This window comes from Pseudacidovorax sp. (genome assembly GCF_017991995.1).
In the GTDB taxonomy this organism is placed as follows: Bacteria; Pseudomonadota; Gammaproteobacteria; order Burkholderiales; family Burkholderiaceae_C; genus Xenophilus.
In genome coordinates this window covers 89,359-105,694 of sequence record NZ_JAGOPN010000013.1, presented here as the reverse complement: position 1 = coordinate 105,694, position 16,336 = coordinate 89,359, and the positions used below count along the sequence as shown (strand labels likewise).

At 71.2% G+C, this 16,336-nt stretch carries 12 protein-coding genes; 8 read left to right on the top strand and 4 right to left on the bottom strand.

Going from position 1 to position 16,336, the window contains the following annotated elements:
* The first annotated feature begins 39 nt into the window (after positions 1-39).
* Positions 40-2,556, top strand: coding sequence for a penicillin acylase family protein (locus KBC94_RS18010; protein ID WP_294373098.1), 2,517 nt, complete (start codon positions 40-42; stop codon positions 2,554-2,556).
* A 36-nt stretch (positions 2,557-2,592) separates the two neighbouring features.
* Here KBC94_RS18010 and KBC94_RS18005 read toward each other — a convergent pair whose 3' ends face one another.
* Genes KBC94_RS18005 through KBC94_RS17995 form a run of 3 tightly spaced genes read right to left on the bottom strand, consistent with a single transcriptional unit; the run spans position 2,593 to position 4,804 of the window.
* Complete coding sequence (locus KBC94_RS18005) at positions 2,593-2,871, bottom strand: DUF3325 domain-containing protein (protein ID WP_114802928.1); 279 nt, start codon at positions 2,869-2,871, stop codon at positions 2,593-2,595.
* Positions 2,871-4,499, bottom strand: a complete 1,629-nt coding sequence (locus KBC94_RS18000) for a PepSY domain-containing protein (protein WP_294373094.1) — start codon at positions 4,497-4,499, stop codon at positions 2,871-2,873. The genes KBC94_RS18005 and KBC94_RS18000 overlap by 1 nt, the downstream gene beginning before the upstream one ends.
* A complete protein-coding gene (locus tag KBC94_RS17995; protein ID WP_294373260.1) occupies positions 4,496-4,804 on the bottom strand; it encodes a DUF3649 domain-containing protein in 309 nt (102 codons plus the stop codon). The genes KBC94_RS18000 and KBC94_RS17995 overlap by 4 nt, the downstream gene beginning before the upstream one ends.
* A 437-nt stretch (positions 4,805-5,241) precedes the next feature.
* On the opposite strand from KBC94_RS17995, the gene KBC94_RS17990 reads away from it, so the two are divergent.
* From KBC94_RS17990 to KBC94_RS17980, 3 genes are read left to right on the top strand one after another with little or no spacing between them, the layout of a single operon-like run.
* Positions 5,242-6,285: an inositol monophosphatase family protein gene (locus KBC94_RS17990; RefSeq protein WP_294373092.1), complete on the top strand. Its 1,044-nt coding sequence runs from the start codon at positions 5,242-5,244 to the stop codon at positions 6,283-6,285.
* A 26-nt stretch (positions 6,286-6,311) separates the two neighbouring features.
* Entirely contained in the window at positions 6,312-8,546 is a 2,235-nt protein-coding gene (locus KBC94_RS17985) for an FUSC family membrane protein (RefSeq protein ID WP_294373259.1), read from the top strand.
* Positions 8,547-8,602: 56 nt separating this feature from the next.
* On the top strand, positions 8,603-9,715 hold the full coding sequence (locus KBC94_RS17980; RefSeq protein ID WP_294373091.1) for a mechanosensitive ion channel domain-containing protein: 1,113 nt from the start codon (positions 8,603-8,605) through the stop codon (positions 9,713-9,715).
* Positions 9,716-9,781: 66 nt separating this feature from the next.
* Here the strand turns inward: KBC94_RS17980 and KBC94_RS17975 are convergent, their stop codons facing one another.
* The gene (locus tag KBC94_RS17975; protein ID WP_294373089.1) at positions 9,782-10,291 is read right to left on the bottom strand and encodes a MarR family transcriptional regulator; all 510 of its coding nucleotides are present in this window, start codon (positions 10,289-10,291) and stop codon (positions 9,782-9,784) included.
* Positions 10,292-10,383: 92 nt separating this feature from the next.
* Here KBC94_RS17975 and KBC94_RS17970 point away from each other — a divergent pair, with 92 nt between their 5' ends.
* From KBC94_RS17970 to KBC94_RS17955, 4 genes are all read left to right on the top strand, one after another.
* The gene (locus KBC94_RS17970) at positions 10,384-11,355 is read left to right on the top strand and encodes a Bug family tripartite tricarboxylate transporter substrate binding protein (protein ID WP_294373087.1); all 972 of its coding nucleotides are present in this window, start codon (positions 10,384-10,386) and stop codon (positions 11,353-11,355) included.
* The gene (locus KBC94_RS17965; protein WP_294373085.1) at positions 11,352-12,692 is read left to right on the top strand and encodes a sulfatase-like hydrolase/transferase; all 1,341 of its coding nucleotides are present in this window, start codon (positions 11,352-11,354) and stop codon (positions 12,690-12,692) included. Before KBC94_RS17970 ends, KBC94_RS17965 begins: the two co-directional genes overlap by 4 nt.
* Before the next feature lie 132 nt (positions 12,693-12,824).
* The gene (locus tag KBC94_RS17960) at positions 12,825-13,337 is read left to right on the top strand and encodes a hypothetical protein (protein ID WP_294373082.1); all 513 of its coding nucleotides are present in this window, start codon (positions 12,825-12,827) and stop codon (positions 13,335-13,337) included.
* Between the two features lie 58 nt (positions 13,338-13,395).
* Entirely contained in the window at positions 13,396-16,215 is a 2,820-nt protein-coding gene (locus KBC94_RS17955; RefSeq protein ID WP_294373081.1) for a PAS domain S-box protein, read from the top strand.
* The last annotated feature ends 121 nt before the right edge of the window (positions 16,216-16,336 follow it).

Sequence of the window (16,336 nt, the reverse complement as noted above, 5' to 3'; positions counted from 1 at the left end):
GCGTGCCAAGACGCCGCCAACAAGAAACAGGAGACCACCGTGACCCCTTCGCTCGGCCGCCATCTGCGGCCCTTGACCCTGCTTGCCATCGCCTCGCTGGCCGCCTGTGGCGGCAGCGGCGGCACCAGCCATTTCGTTCCCGCGCCCGCGCCTGCCCCCTCGCCGGCCCCGGCGCCTGCGGCTGCCTACCAGGCCGAAATCCGCCGCACCGCACTGGGCGTTCCCCACATCAAGGCCGCCGACTGGGGTGGCGTGGGCTACGGCTACGGCTATGCCCAGGCGCAGGATGCGCTGTGCACGATGGCGGATGCCTTCCTCACCTACCGCGGCGAGCGCTCGCGCTGGCTGGGCGCGGATGCGCAGGTGACCACCAGCGGCACCATCGGCCGTCCGAAGAACATCGACTCCGACTTCTTCCACCGCCAGGTGATGGACGACGCCCGCATCCAGGCCGTGATGGCGGCCCAGCCCGCCAAACTGCTGCAGATGGTGGAAGGCTTCACCGCCGGCTACAACCGCTATGTGCGCGAGCTGAAGTCGGGCGGCAGTCCCGGTCGCCACGCAGCCTGCCGCGACCAGGCCTGGGTCACGACGGTCACGACCGCCGATCTGTGGCGCCGGATGTACCAGGCCAACTTTGCCGCCGGCTACAGCAACTTCCTTTCGGCCATCGCCAACGCCCAGCCGCCGGCGCCCATCACGACCACCCGCCGGACGCTACGCAGCCCTGCCCGGCAGTACGCCGTGCTGCGCCCGCAGAACATTGCGGCGCCCGCGCTCGAAGTGGGCGGCGAGTCCGGGGTGGGCAGCAACATGTACGGCTTCGGAGGCGCGGCCACCGGCGGCGGGCCGGTGCTGTTCGGCAACCCCCACTGGTACTGGCGCGGGCCCGACCGCTTCTACCAGGCGCAGCTGACCATCCCGGGCGAGCTGGACGTGAGCGGCAGCTCCTTCCTGGGCATCCCGGTCATCCTCATCGGCTTCAACAACGGGGTGGCCTGGAGCCACACAGTCTCGACGGCGCGCCGCTTCGGCTTCTTCCAGCTGACGCTGGCCTCTGACGACCCCACGGCCTATATGCGCGATGGCCAGAAGGTGAAGATGACGGCCCAGCGCATCACCGTCGCCGTGAAGGACGGCGCCCCCGTCACCCGCACGCTCTACCGCAGCGAGTACGGGCCCATGGTCAACCTGGGCACGCTCAACCCGGCGCTGGCGTGGTCGGCCACCAGCGCCTTCGCCATCCGCGACATCAACGCCGACAACTACCGGCTGTTCCGCACCTGGATGCGCTGGAACACGGCGAAGTCGCTGGACGAGCTGATCGCCATCCAGAAGGAGGAATCGTCCATCCCCTGGGTGAACACCGTGGCGGTGGGCCGCGGCAGCAGCCAGGCCTGGTACGGCGACATCGGCGCCATGCCCAATGTGCCGCCTGCGCAGTTGTCGGCCTGCGCCACGCCGTTCAGCACGGCATTGGCGGCGGCCCTGCCCCGCGTGCCCGTGCTGGACGGCTCGCGCTCGGCGTGCAACTGGACGGTCGACCCCGCTGCCGCACAGCCCGGGGCCCTGCCGGCCACCCAGATGCCCGGGCTGCTGCGCGACGACTACGTCGCCAACATGAACGACAGCTACTGGCTGGCCAACCCGGACGCGCCACTCACGGGCTATCCGTCCATCATCGGCCCGACCGGCACGGAGGCGCAGTCGCTGCGCACCCGCATGGGCCACCTGATGGCCCGCGCACGCCTGGCCGGTACCGACGGCTATGCCGGCAACCGCGCCACGCCCGACATCGTGCAGCGCATGGTGCTGGGCAGCCGCGTGCTCAGCGCGGAGCTGGTCAAGAGCCAGGCCCTGACGCTGGCCTGCACCGCGCCCACCACGGTCAGCGTGAGCGCCGATGCCGCCACCGGCCAGACCTATTCCCCGGCGCGCACGGTGGACATCGCTGCCGCCTGCGACCAACTGCGCAACTGGGATTCCACCGGCAACGCCGACGCCCGCGGCGCGCATGTATGGGACGAGTTCTGGCGCCGGGCCGAGAAGCTCGGCGCGGCCGCGCTGTGGGCCGTGCCCTTCGACGCCGCCGACCCGCTGAACACGCCGCGCGACCTGCAGCCCGCGGCCGCCGCCAGCCTGCGTCAGGCGATGGGCGCCGCCACACTGGCGATCCAGGCCAGTGGCTTCGCGCTCAATGCGCCGCGGGGAGAGACGCTGTTCGCCACCCGCGGCGGCGTGCGCATCCCGCTCTATGGCGGCTGCGGCAATGTCGGCTACTTCACCATCGCCTGTTCCGAGCAGCGCATCGAGCAAGGCGGCTACAGCATGGACGGGGACCCCAACGGCAACAGCTACATGCAGGTGGTGCAATTCGACGCGGCGGGCGTGCAGGCCCACACCTTCCTGACCTTCTCGCAATCGGACGATCCGGCCTCGCCGCACAACGGCGACTACACCCGGCGCTACAGCGCCAAGCAGTGGCTCAAGGTGCCGTTCACCGAGGCGGAAATCCAGGCCGATCCGCAGTACAGCAGCAGCCGGATCGCGGAGTGAGGATGGCGGCGGCGGCCGTGATGCCGCCGCGCGCCTTCAGCGGCCGTGGCGCCGGTTCCAGGCCACCAGCGCCAGCACCACCGCACCGGCCGCGACGCTCAGGTGGCCGCAACCGACGACCAGCCCCACGGCCCAGCCCCAGGCCTGCACGGCGGCGGCCAGGCCGAGCAGCAGCGCGGCGCTGCCTCCGAGCCGCAGCAGCGCGGTGAGACGGGCCGGCAGCGGCCGGCCGAAGAGGTCGTCCTGGTGCCGCTCCATCGCCGCGGCCAGTAGCGCGAAACCGGCGAGCAGCAGTGCAGTGACGAGCGCGTGCATCAGCGGCCCCCTTCGGCAGCCAGCCCATCGGCCGGCGTCCGCGGGACAGCCGCCTTCGCCGATGCCCGCGGCCTGGGCAGACGGGCCTGGTGCCGCATCGTGCGCAGGGCCAGCACCGCATGCAGCGCGGCGAGGACCCACAGCGTCAGCTCCATGCCGGCGAACACGCCGTCGCCCGCCTGAAGGCTGGCCAGCAGGTGGCGACCGGTGGTCAGCCAGCTCAGCACCGGCAGCAGCGCCAGCACGGCGGCGGCGGTCCACAGCAGTTCGATCCAGGCCCGGCGGGCCGGCCGCAGCAGCGCCCAGGCCAGGGTTGCCCCCCAGACCATGAAGAACACGTCGACTTCCCATTCGGCGCGCTGCGCCATGCCGACGGGCAGCAGCCGGTTGGCCCACAGCATGCCGGCCATGGCGATGGACAGGCCGGCGATCGCGGCGATGTTCAGCCGCTCCACCAGCCAGAAGCCGAAGTACGGCCGCGCAGGATCGGGCAACCTGGCGCGGCGCTTGACGGTCCACATCACCAGGCCCGTGCCCACCATGGCGGTGCCCGCCAGGCTGACGAGGAAGTAGAGCCAGCGCGTCACGCCATCGCTGAAGCGGCCGAGGTGCAGGGCATACATCACGCCGCGGGTTTCGGCGGCCGGGCCCACGCGGTCCCTGACCTCCAGCAGGCGGCCAGTGCTGCCTTCGAAGAGCATGTACTGCGGACTGACCGACACCCGGCCTTCGTCGCCGCGCGTGACCACCACCCGCGCCACCGCGTCGCCCGGGTTGGCGATGGTCACGCGCCCCAGGGCGTCGGCGCCCCAGCGCGCCTGCGCCTGCCGAACCATGGGCCCGATGGGCGCCAGCGGCGCCGCCTGGCCGCTGGGCGTCTGCGGCTGGACGAAGGCGCTCATCTGGGCGGTGAGCGTTCGGCGCTCGGCCGGCGTCTTGAAGGCCGCCTGCTCGCCGAAGGGCATGTACAGCAGCATCAGCGTCACCAGGCCGGTGTACGTGATCATCAGGTGGAAGGGCAGCCCGAGCACCGAGAGCACGTTGTGCGCGTCGAGCCAGGAGCGCTGCCCCTTGCCCCATCGGAAGGTGAAGAAGTCCGTGAAGATCTTCTTGTGCGTGATCACGCCGCTGACGATGGCCACCAGCATGAACATGGCGCAGATGCCGGCCAGCCAGCGCCCCCACAGGACCGGCATGTAGTGGAACTGGAAGTGGAAGCGGTAGAAGAACTCGCCGCCGCGCGTCTCGCGCGCCGCCACCACCTGGCCGGTGTGAGGATCGAAGCTGGCGCTTTCGAAGGCGCGGCGCCCCTGCGCGGCCGGCTTGCGCCAGAAGGCGTCGGCCAGGGGATTGCGGTCGTCGGGCAGCGCGAAGCTCCACTGCGTGCTGTCCGGGGCGCGCGCCTGCAGGCCGGCCGTCACGCGCTCGGCCACGGTGGCAGGGTCGGGGCGGTCGGCGCGGTGCGGCACCTCGGGCCGCATCCACTGCGAGATCTCTTCCTTGAAGTAGCTCACCGTGCCGGTGAGAAACATGGCATAGAGCAGCCAGCCGACCAGCAGGCCGGCCCAGATGTGCAGGTCGGACATGCGCTGGCGCAGGCCGCGCGCGGGCGGGGCGTGCTTCTTCATCCGCCCACTCCCAAACGCCACACCCGGGCGCTGGCCAGCAGCAGTGGCAGCGCGGCGATCAGCAGCCCGACCCAGGCCCGCGTGGCGCTGCGCGCGGCGAACACCCAGATCACCGCCGCCGCGAACACCGCGAAGCTCGCCAACGCACCGCCCAACACGGCCTGCGGACGGCTCGCCGGCAGCGCGAGCGCGGCCACGCTGGTGAGTGCGCCCAGTGCATAGCCGCCGCCCACGGCTGCGGCGATGCGCGAGACCACCGGGCCGGCCTGCCAAGCCCGGGACAGCCACTGCTGCGCCAGAGGCATCGCGCCGCTCACCACGCGAACTCCGGCTGCGCCCGGGATGCGAGTGCCCCCAGGATCGAGCGGACCGGCGGCCGCGCAAACGGGCCGGCGCCGCGCCGGCGAGTAAGGAAAGGCGCGGCATCGCGCCCCGAGACAAGGGCCGCCTCGGCGGTCCGGCAGGTCGGAAACATGGACAAGGCTCCAGGCAAGACACGCGAGGGAGGCCGGCACGGAGGCCGGCACCCTCGCATCGCTGGCTGGGCCCGGAAGGCGCACCGCGTCAGGCGGCACGACCGGTCTGGCTGACGATCAAAGACGTTCTATGCAGACTTTTTGAGAATTGTTCTCATTGTAGAACGACGAACGCGCTGCCCGCTAAAATGCGCGCCTTCTTTTCCGTCCGCATCGCCGGACGCGTCTCTGGCGGGCCGGGCCCGCACCCGTTCCTCGCACAACTCATGTCGTCCAACCTGCATCCCATGCTCAACGTGGCCATCAAGGCCGCCCGCGCCGCTGGCGCCATCATCAACCGCGCCGCGCTCGACGTCGAAGCGGTGCGCGTCTCGCAGAAGCAGGTGAACGACTTCGTGACCGAGGTGGACCATGCCGCCGAGGCGATCATCATCGAGACGCTGCTGACGGCCTATCCCGGCCACGGCATCCTGGCCGAGGAATCGGGCAGCGAGCACGGCGCCCGCGATTCCGAATACGTCTGGATCATCGATCCGCTGGACGGCACCACCAACTTCATCCACGGCTTCCCCGTGTACTGCGTGTCCATCGCGCTGTCGGTGCGCGGCAAGATCGAGCAGGCCGTGGTCTACGACCCGACGCGCAACGACCTGTTCACCGCCTCGCGCGGCCGCGGCGCCTACCTCAACGAGCGGCGCATCCGCGTGTCCAAGCGCATCCGCCTGCCCGAGAGCCTGATCTCCACCGGCTTCCCCTTCCGCACCGGCGACAACTTCAAGCAGTACCTGGCCATCATGGCCGACCTGATGCCCCGCGCTGCCGGCCTGCGCCGCCCCGGCGCCGCCGCGCTGGACCTCGCCTATGTGGCCGCCGGCTACACCGAGGCCTTCTTCGAGACGGGCCTCAACATCTGGGACGCCGCCGCCGGCTCGCTGCTGGTGACCGAGGCGGGTGGCCTGATCAGCAACTTCACCGGCGAAGGCGAGTTCCTGGACCAGCGCGAACTGCTGGCCGGCACGCCGCGCATCTACGGCCAGTTGGTGCCGATCCTGAGCAAATACTCCAAGTTCGCCGGCGTGGACGACAAGCTGGCCGCCACCGAGCGCATCCGCTCGGTCGACCCCAGCCGCCGCGCCGCCGGCGCTGACGACTCGGCCGACATCTACGCCCGCTCCACTGTGGGCCTGGGCACCGAAGAGGCCGAGCCCGAAGGCGGCGCCGAGGCACCGGCGCCCGCCCCCGCCGCGCCCCGCAAGCTGACGCGCGTCAAGCGCGCCCCCGAAAGCAACGAAGGCAATCCGGGCGCGTGAGCCTGAGCACGGCCGGCCGTCCCCAGATGCGCAGCAGCCTGCGCACCGCCCTCAGCCACGACGTCACGAACGGGCTGTCGGTGGCCCTCGGCCTGCTGTTGATCTCGGGCGGTGTGCATCTGTGGCTGGGTGCGGCAGCGGCCGCATCGGCGGCCACAGGCGTCATCGTCGCCAGCCCCCCCGACCGCGCGGCGCCTCGCCGCGGCAAGCTGCGCCAGTTGCTGCCCGCGGCCCTGCTCAGCCTGCCACTCTTCTTCGCGGTGCAGATGCTGCACACCATGCCGGGGCGGCTGGGCCTGCTGCTGGTGCCGGCCTCGTTCCTGGCCTTCCTGGCCATGGCCTGGGGCAAGCGGGGCATCCCCATCGCCATCGCGCTGATGCTGGCGATGGTGTTCTCGATGGCGACACGGCCCCCTTCCGGCCTGGGCGAGGCGATGGCCCGCACGGGGCACATGGCGCTGGGCTCGGCGCTGTACGTGGTCTACGCCACGCTGATGAACCTGGTGCTCAACGCGCGCTACCGCACGCAGTACATGGCCGACCTGCTGCTGTCGATGGCGGCGCTCATGCGGGCGCAGGCGCGGCAGTTCCGCGCCCGGGACGAATCGAGCGACGTGCGCGAAGTCGACGCGCCTGCGCTCGGCGCCATGCTCCGAGCGCAGGCGGCGCTGGCCGACCAGCTGCAGTCCACGCGCGACCTGGTCTTCGAATCCCCGCGCACGCCCTACCGCCAGCGGCTGGCCGGCATGCTGATGACGGTGCTGGAGATGCGCGACCACCTGCTGGCCAGTGAGCTCGACCTGGAGATGCTGCGCAGCCATCCCCGTCACGGCGCCCAGTTGGCGGCCATGCGCCAGGTGCTGGAGGCCATGGCCGACGACGTCGAGGCCTTGGCCGATGCCCTGCTGCAGATGCGCCGGCCCGCGGTCATCGCCGACCGCCGGCAGGCGTTGGCTGCCATCCCTGCGGACGCCGACGAGACGGCGGCCTTCGGCGGCCCCTCCCCCGGCCAACTGGCCCGCGGTCTGGCCAACCGCTTGGCCCATCTGAACGATGAGACGGTGCGCCTCGCCCGCCTGGCGCGAGGCGACGAGGCGCCCGACCTGGCCGTCGTCCGCGCGCATTGGCAGGTCTTCGTCAGTCCCACCGAGTGGTCGATCCGGCCCTTCCTCGCGCTCTGGCGCTGGGACGCGCCGCCGCTGCGCCATGCCATCCGCGCCGCGCTGGCACTGGCCACCGGCTACGTCATCGCCGTGCTGATGCCCTGGGGCTCGCACGACTACTGGATCCTGCTCACCATCGTGGTGGTGCTGCGCGGCAGCCTGGCGCAGACGCTGGAGCGGCGCAACCAGCGCGTGGCCGGCACGCTGGTGGGCAGCCTGTTCGCCGTGGCACTGCTGGCCACCCATCCCGGCCCCGTCGAGCTGCTACTGGCCATGACGGCGGCGCAGGCCTTCGCCCATGGCTTCGCGGTGCGCAAATACACCCTGACAGCCGTGGCCGCCACGGTGCTGGGGCTGGTTCAGGCGCACCAGCTGTATGCCGGCGCCGCGCCCACCTTCGCGCTCGGGGAGCGTATCGCCGACACGCTGATCGGCGCCGCGCTGGCGTGGGCCTTCTGCTATGTGCTGCCATCCTGGGAGCGCACGCAGATTCCGGCCCTGGTGCGGCGGACGGTGGCGGCGCAGGCCCGGCATGCGCGGCTCTCGCTGTCGCTCGGCCAGCTGCATGCCCTGGAGACGGCACCGGAGCTGGAATGGCGGCTGGCGCGGCGGGAGGCCTTCGATGCCCTCTCGGCGCTGGTGCAGGCGACGCAGCGCTCGCTGTCGGAGCCACGTGCCGTACAGCCGCCGCTGGAACCGCTGGAGCGCCTGCAGGCTCACAGCTACCAGCTGCTGGCGCAGCTGTCGGCGGTGAAGTCCATGCTCGTGCTGCGGCACGACCGGCTGGATCCGTCTCAGGTCCAGGGTCCCCTGGAGCGCGCCGCGCGGCGTATCGACGAGGCGATCGGGCCTCGTCCCGCCGGCGCACCCGAGCGGGCGGAACTGGCGGATGCGCCGGATACCGCCCCGGCGGCCTCGCTGTCCTCCGGGCCGGTGCCCCTGCCGGACCCCTTCGATCAGGACATCAGCCCCTGGCTGTTGCGCCGGCTCGACCTCGCCGCGGGCATTGCCATGCAGATCAAGGCGGATGTGGCGCAGATCCTGCGCGACCCCGCCATGCTGCCGGCAGCCCCTTCCCAGCAACCCCGCAGCGCCTGACTGCGGTCGCCGGCCCGCGCCGGCCCACCGCCTGCGCTGCCGCATGGAGATGCCGAATGAACCTGCAAGCCATCCTGGCCCTGCCCTGGACCCAGACCCTGATCGCCGCCGTGGTGGCGGTGGTCATCGCCCTTGTCATCTTCCGCGTGGGGCGCGCCGTGCTCATGCGCGTGACGCGACCATTGCCGGTGGTCCACCTGGTGGTGCAGGCGGCCCGCGCGCCCGCCAGCGCCGTGCTGCCGTTGCTGGCCCTGCAGACGGTCTGGCAGGCCGCGCCGGATGACCTGGAGTTCATCGGCAACATCCGCCACCTCAACGGGCTGCTGCTGATCGTGTCGCTGACCTGGCTGGTCGTGCGGCTGATCGGCGGACTGGCGGACGGCATCATCGCCCGCCATCCGGTGGACGTGGCCGACAACATGGCGGCGCGGCGCATCCTGACCCAGGCGCGCGTGCTCTCGCGCACGGCGATGGTGGTGGCGGTGATCATCGGCGCGGCCATGGCCCTGATGACCTTTCCGGGCGCGCGCCAGGTCGGCGCCAGCCTGCTGGCCTCGGCGGGCGTGATCGGTATCGTCGGCGGTCTGGCCGCCAAGCCGGTGTTCAGCAACCTGATCGCGGGCATCCAGATCGCACTGACCCAGCCGATCCGCATCGACGACGTGCTGATCGTCGAGGGCGAATGGGGGCGCGTGGAAGAGATCACCGGCACCTACGTGGTGCTGCGCATCTGGGACGACCGGCGGCTGATCATTCCGCTGAACTACTTCATGGAGAAGCCCTTCCAGAACTGGACGCGCAACAGCTCGCAGCTGCTGGGCTCGGTCTTCCTGTTCGTGGACTATGGGATGCCGCTGGCGCCGCTGCGCGCCGAGGTGGAGCGCGTGGTCAAGGCCGCGCCCGAGTGGGATGGTCGCTTCTTCAACCTCGTGGTGACCGATGCCACCGAGCGCACCATGCAGCTGCGCATCCTGTGCACGGCCGCCAGTTCCGGCCTGGCCTGGGACCTGCGCTGCCGGGTGCGCGAGGGCGTGATCGACTTCATGCAGCGCGAGTACCCGCAGTTCCTGCCGCGCATGCGGGTGGAAGGCGACCTTGGCAGCGCCCGACACGAACGGACGGGGGAGGACATCGGTGCCCATCCGCCGGTGCAGCCGGGCGCGGTCTGACCCTCGACGGCGCCGCTGCTGCGGCCAACGACGGCGCGACCGCGCAGCGCCGCTGGAAAGAAGCGCTCAGCCCGCTCTGCGCCCGCGCGGTGCCTTGGGCAGCTCGGCCTGCGATGCCAGTTCGAGCGCCCTGGCCTCCAGCCGGTCCAGCCCGTCGAGAAAGGGCTGCTGTCGCTCGCCCAAGGCCTGCAGCAGCTGCCGGTTCAGTTCCGTGACCTGCGGGTAGAGCGCGTCATAGATCGCCTGTCCCCGCTCGCTGAGCGCGACGGCCACATGCCGCCGGTCACCGCTGGCCTGCTCGCGCAGAACGAGTCCCTTGTCGACCAGCGAACCGAGGGCGCGCGAGGTGCGCACCCGGTCCAGCTGCGTCTGCTGCGCCAGCTCGGACGAGCCCATGGGCCCCTTGCCCGCCAGCGTGGCGATCAACCGCCATTCGCGCCGGGTGATGCCGAAGCGCCCCTCGCACAGCCGCAGCACCATGCTGCCCGCCACCGCGATGACGCGCGACATGCGATACAGCAGCAGCGGATCGAGGGAGGCAGGACGGGCGGAGGCCGCGTCGGGACGGCGGGTCATGGGGTAAATCCGAGGGATGATGGATCTGATCCATCGATTGTGGCGGCCCTACAGTCGCGCGAGCTTCATTTCGAGCGATCCGGTAGTCACCCATGAGCCCACGCAGAACATTCCACCGCCTCGCGGCGGCCCTGGCCCTTGCCACCCTGGCAGGCGCAGTCTCCGCCCAGCCGGCAATTGACGGCCCCCTGCGCATCGTCGTCGGCTATGCCCCCGGCGGCGCCACCGACCGCGTCGCCCGCATCGTGGCAGACCGCCTCACCGCCAAGCTGGGCGTGCCCGTCGTGGTGGACAACAAGGCAGGCGCGGGTGGCCGCCTGGCCGCCCAGCAGGTCAGGAACACGCCCGCCGGCCAGAACGTGATCATGGTGGCCAACCCGGCCGTCATGGTGGTGGCGCCGCTGGTCTTCAAGGACAACGGCTACGACCCGGAGCGCGACTTCCAGCCGCTGTCCAACGTCAACAACTACGAGTTCGGCCTGGTGGTGGGCAGCGCGGTGCCGGTCAAGCAGCTGTCGCACCTGCTGGCGTGGATGAAGGCCAACCCCGAGAAGGCCAACGTGGGCGTGCCCGCCACCGGCAGCCTGCCGCACTTCTTCGCGCTCATGCTGGGCCAGAAGGCCCAGGTCAAGACCGAGGTGGTGGGCTACCGCGGCTCTTCCACGGTGATGACCGACCTGATCGGCGGCCAGATCCCCATCGCCGTCGACACCTTCGACGCGCTGCTGCCGCAGTACGAGGCCGGCAAGGTGCGCATCCTGGCGGTCTCCAGCGCCAAGCGCTCGGCCTTTGCGCCCGACGTGCCCACCTTCAAGGAAGCCGGTCTGGACATCACGGCCCTGGGCTGGAACGCCTTCTTCGCCCCGGCCTCCATGCCGCGCGACAAGGCCGACCGGCTGGCACGCGAGATCCACGACGTGATGCAGGAGCCCGACACCCAGCGCAAGTTCACCGACGCCAGGATGCAGCCGGTGGTCAGCACCCGCGCCGAAACCGAGGCGATGCTCAAGGCCTTCCGCGCCCAGTGGGCACCTGTCGTCAAGACCTCGGGCTACCAGCCATGAACGCCACCGCCGCCGCCGGGGCCGGCCGCCCCAACATCATCTTCATCGTCGCCGACGATCTGGGCTACGCCGACCTGGGCTGCTACGGCGGGCGCGACGCGCCCTTCGGCAAGGTCTCGCCCGTGCTGGACCAACTGGCTGCGGATGGCCTGCTGCTGACCCAGGGCTACGCCAACTCGCCCGTGTGCTCGCCCACCCGCTTCGGCATGATCACCGGCCGCTACCAGTACCGGTTGCGCGGCGCGGCCGAGGAGCCGATCAACAGCAAGAGCCGCGGCAGCAGCACGCTGGGCCTGCCGCCCTCGCATCCCACCCTGCCCTCGCTGCTCAAGGACGCCGGCTACCGCACCGCCCTGATCGGCAAGTGGCACCTGGGCTACCCGCCCGCCTTCGGGCCGCTGCGCTCGGGCTACGAGGAGTTCTTCGGGCCGCTGTCGGGCGGGGTGGACTACTTCACCCACTGCGACAGCCGCGGCACGCACGACCTGTTCTTCGGCGAGGAAGAGAAGCACGACGAGGGCTACCTCACCGACCTGTTCTCCCACCGCGCCGTGGATTACGTCGAGCGCATGGCCGCCGGCGAGGCGCCCTTCTTCCTGAGCCTGCACTACACCGCGCCGCACTGGCCCTGGGAAACGCGCGAGGACGCCGGCCGCGCCCCCGCCGTCAAGGACAACCTGTTCGACCTGGCCGGCGGCAACATCCACGTCTACCGCCGCATGATCCACCACATGGACGAAGGCATCGGCTGGATCGTGGAGGCCCTGCGCCGCACCGGCCGGTTGGACAACACGCTGGTCGTCTTCACCAGCGACAACGGCGGCGAGCGCTTCTCGGACAACTGGCCGCTGGTCGGCGGCAAGATGGACCTGACCGAAGGCGGCATCCGCGTGCCGTGGATCGCCCACTGGCCGGCCGCCATCGCCCCCGGCGGCCGCAGCGAGCAGCTGTGCATGACCATGGACTGGTCGGCCACCATGCTCGACGCCGCCGGCGTCGCCGCAGACCCCGAGTACCCGCTGGATGGCGTCTCGCTCATGCCCGTGCTGCGCGACCCCGCCGCCACCTTCGCGCGGCCGCTGCACTGGCGCATGAACCACCGCGGCCAGCGCGCCCTGCGCGACGGCCGCTGGAAGTACCTGCGCGTGGACGGACACGACTACCTGTTCGACATCCCGGCCGACGAGCGCGAGCGGGCCAATCTGGCGCCGCGCGTGCCCGCCCGCCTGGCCGCCATGCGCCAGCAGTGGGAGGACTGGAACGCCACCATGCCGCCCATTCCAGAGGACGCCACCGTCAGCCTGGGCTATTCGTACAAGGACATGCCGCAGCGCTGAGCGCACCCGCTGGCCGGAAAGGCCTGCGCCTTCCTAGAATCGTCCGAGGCATCCGGCCCGCCCCATCCCGGGGGCGCTGCGCCTGCAGCCCCTGGCGCGGGGTGGCGGTGCCATCCGCATTGGGAGGACGCCATGCAACCGCTGAGCTTCGGCCGCTGGGAACACTGGATGCTGGCGTCGGCCGTGGTCATGGGGCTGGCGGCCCTGGCCTGGCGCCTGTGGGATGGATCGCGCGCCTGGCGGCAGCGCCACCACCGCATCGACACGGCCCGCTCGCGCTCGGGCACCCTCGCCATGCCTCTGCAAGGCCGCAGCACCGGCGCCGTTCCCAGTGCCCCCGTGCCGTCGCCCGCGGCGGCCCCGCCGGTGGCGAACACCGCGCTGTACGACAACCCGCATCCGACGCTGCGCATCCAGTACACGGACATCTACGGGCAGGCCTCGGACCGGGTGATCACGGTCGAACGGCTGGACCTGTACCGCCAGGTCATCATCGCGCGCGGCACGGAGCGCGAGGACCTGCGCACACTGTCGATCGGCCGCATCCGCATCGCCCGGGACGCCGGCACGGGCGCCCACTTCAGCCTGGCCCAGTGGATCGAACGCATGCGCAGCCGCCAGGCCGGGACGGGCCATAACGCGTGATCCGCTGACATCGGCCGCCCCGTGCCGCCACCATAATCCGGCCGCATTCCCGCGACCTATGCGCGCCGCATCCGTCCCCACCCACTGGCCCTTCGTCCGAGGCGAGTGCGCCGCCCTGGCGCGCGCCCTGACCGCCGAGCGCTGCCCCCTCGGGCCGGCCTCCGAGTGGCCGCCGACACTGCGCATGCTCATCGACATGATGCTGCCTTCGCAGGCGGAGATCGTGCTGTTCTGGGGCCAGGACTACGTCGCCTTCTACAACGACGCCTACGCGCCCACCATCGGCAACAAGCATCCCACGGCCTTCGGTCGCCCGGGCCAGGAACACTGGAGCGAGTTGTGGGACGACCTGCAGCCGCTGCTGGACCGCGTGCTGCACTTCGGCGAGACGGTGGCCGCCCAGGACCGGCCCTTCCGCATCAACCGCCACGGGCAGATGGAAGACGTGTTCTTCGACATCTCCTACTCGCCCGTGCGCGAGCACGACGGCCGCATCTGCGGGGTGCTGTGCATCGTCAAGGAGACCACGGCCCGCGTGAACGCCACGCGCCGCCTGGCGGCCAGCGAGGCCCACCTGCGCGAGATGGAAGAGCAATGGCGGCTGGCCCAGGCGGCCGGCGGCGTGGGCGTGTTCGTGCTGGACATTCCGGCCGACACCGTCACTGCCTCGCCGGGCTTCTTCCGCGCCTTCGGCCTGCCGGCCCATGCCGCACCCGTGCCCTCGTCGATGCTGGAAACCCTGAAGGTGCCCGGCGAGGCGGAGGGCATGTCCGACACCCACAGCCGCAGCGACGGCAGCGCGCCGCTCGATGTCGAGTACCGCATCCGCCGCGCCGACGACGGCCGGCTGCGCTGGATCTGGCGCCGCGCCGAGATCGTGCGCGACAGCACCGGCGCGCCCTTGCTCATGCGCGGCGTGGTGCAGGACGTGACCGTGAGCCATTTGGCCCAGGCCACCCTGCGCGAAAGCGAGGCGCGCTTTCGCGCCCTTGCCCAGGCCGTGCCCAACCAGGTGTGGACGGCGGGCCCCGACGGCGCGCTGGACTGGGTCAACCAGCAGGTGCTCGACTACACCGGCGCCCGCCCGGACGAGCTCCTTGGCCACCGATGGCTGGCGACCCTGCACCCCGAGGACCACGCCTCGATGCGGGCCGCCTGGGCCCGTGCCTGCACTACCCTGACGCCCTACAGCACCGAGCTGCGCCTGCGCCGCCATGATGGTCAGTGGCGCTGGCAACTGGTGCGCGCTCAGCCCGTGCAGGGTGGCGACGGCAGCATGCGCTGGATCGGCACCACCACCGACATCGAGGACCAGAAGGCCGCACAGGCGCAACTGGAGGCCATGAACTCCACCCTGGCGCAGCGGGTGGAGGAACGCACGCGTGACCGCGACCGGCTGTGGCAGCTGTCCACCGACGTGATGGTGATCGCCGACCTGGGAGGCCGCATCCTGCACGTCAACCCGGCCTGGTACGCCATCCTCGGTTGGCGCGAGGAGGAACTGCTGGGTGGCCAGCTGCTGGACTATTCGCATCCCGAGGACCTGGCTGCCGCCGAACGCGAGTTCGAGCGGCTGGCGCAGGGCATCCCCACGCTGCGCTACGAAGGCCGGATGCGCCACCGCGACGGCAGCTACCGCACGCTGTCATGGACGGCCGTGCCCGACGCGCCCTATCTGCATGCGGTCGGCCGCGACGTGACGGCGCTGCGCGAATCCGAGGCGCGGCTGCGCCACAGCCAGAAGATGGAAGCCATCGGCCAGCTCACCGGCGGCATCGCGCACGACTTCAACAACATGCTCCAGGGCATCACCGGCGCCATCGAGGTGATGCGGCGGCGCGTGGCCCAGGGCCAGACCGAGGGGCTGGAGCGCTTCATGGACAGCGCCACGCAATCGGCCCACCGCGCCGCCTCGCTGGTGCAGCGGCTGCTGGCCTTCTCGCGCCGCCAGTCGCTCGATCCGAAGCCGCTGGACGTCAACCATCTCGTGCGCTCCATGGAGGAGATGCTGCACCGCACACTGGGCGAGCATGTGCGCCTGGACGTGGCGCTGGAAACCCAGGCCTGCCTGGCGGTCGGCGACGAAAGCCAGCTGGAGAGCGCCATCCTCAACCTGGCCATCAACGCGCGCGACGCCATGCCTTCGGGCGGCCTGCTGCGCATCGCCACGGCACACCTGGCGGTGAAGGACGGCGAGATGGAGCCGCTGCGCCCCGGCCACTATGTCCGCATCACCGTGGCCGACACCGGCAGCGGCATGCCCCGCGACGTACTGGCCAAGGCCTTCGATCCCTTCTTCACCACCAAGCCGATCGGCCAGGGCACCGGGCTCGGGCTGTCGATGGTCTACGGCTTCGCCCAGCAGTCGGGCGGCCATGTGCGCATCGACAGCGTGCCGGACCAGGGCACCCGCGTGGACCTGTACCTGCCCTGCTCCGACGAGCCGCCCACCGAGCAGCCGGAGGCGAGCCGCGATGCAGGCAGGCCGCTGGCGACCGAGGGCGAGGTCGTGCTGCTGGTGGAGGACGACCCAGGCGTGCGCCTGCTGGTTCGCGAGGTGCTGGTCGATCTGGGCTACCAAACGCTGGAGGCCGCGGACGGTCCGTCGGCGCTGCCCATCCTGCAGTCGAACCGCCGCATCGACCTGCTGGTGAGCGATGTGGGCCTGCCCGGCCTCAATGGCCGGCAGGTGGCGGAGATCGCCCGCCAGCAGCGGCCTGGCCTGCAGGTGCTGTTCATGACCGGCTATGCCGCGCGCGCCGCGATCCGGTCGGAGTTCCTCGCGCCCGGCATGGACATGATCGCCAAGCCCTTCGCCATCGAGGAACTCATCGAGCGCATCCGCGCGATGGTGGGACGCGGCCCGACCGAGCGCTGAGTCCTTGCGCGCCCGCACCATGCGGGACGACCCAAGCCGCCTTGGCGAAGACCGCGCGGCCCGCGGTCCGGGACGCGCCGACATGCACTGCTGCAGGCCCGCACAGGCTGGGGGTTCGCCT

Coding starts and splice junctions, on each gene's coding strand:
- KBC94_RS18005 (WP_114802928.1), bottom strand. CDS start 2,871: ATGCACGCGCTCGTCACTGCACTGCTGCTCGCCGGTTTCGCGCTACTG.
- KBC94_RS18000 (WP_294373094.1), bottom strand. CDS start 4,499: ATGAAGAAGCACGCCCCGCCCGCGCGCGGCCTGCGCCAGCGCATGTCC.
- KBC94_RS17995 (WP_294373260.1), bottom strand. CDS start 4,804: ATGCCTCTGGCGCAGCAGTGGCTGTCCCGGGCTTGGCAGGCCGGCCCG.
- KBC94_RS17990 (WP_294373092.1), top strand. CDS start 5,242: ATGTCGTCCAACCTGCATCCCATGCTCAACGTGGCCATCAAGGCCGCC.
- KBC94_RS17985 (WP_294373259.1), top strand. CDS start 6,312: ATGCGCAGCAGCCTGCGCACCGCCCTCAGCCACGACGTCACGAACGGG.
- KBC94_RS17980 (WP_294373091.1), top strand. CDS start 8,603: ATGAACCTGCAAGCCATCCTGGCCCTGCCCTGGACCCAGACCCTGATC.
- KBC94_RS17975 (WP_294373089.1), bottom strand. CDS start 10,291: ATGACCCGCCGTCCCGACGCGGCCTCCGCCCGTCCTGCCTCCCTCGAT.
- KBC94_RS17970 (WP_294373087.1), top strand. CDS start 10,384: ATGAGCCCACGCAGAACATTCCACCGCCTCGCGGCGGCCCTGGCCCTT.
- KBC94_RS17965 (WP_294373085.1), top strand. CDS start 11,352: ATGAACGCCACCGCCGCCGCCGGGGCCGGCCGCCCCAACATCATCTTC.
- KBC94_RS17960 (WP_294373082.1), top strand. CDS start 12,825: ATGCAACCGCTGAGCTTCGGCCGCTGGGAACACTGGATGCTGGCGTCG.
- KBC94_RS17955 (WP_294373081.1), top strand. CDS start 13,396: ATGCGCGCCGCATCCGTCCCCACCCACTGGCCCTTCGTCCGAGGCGAG.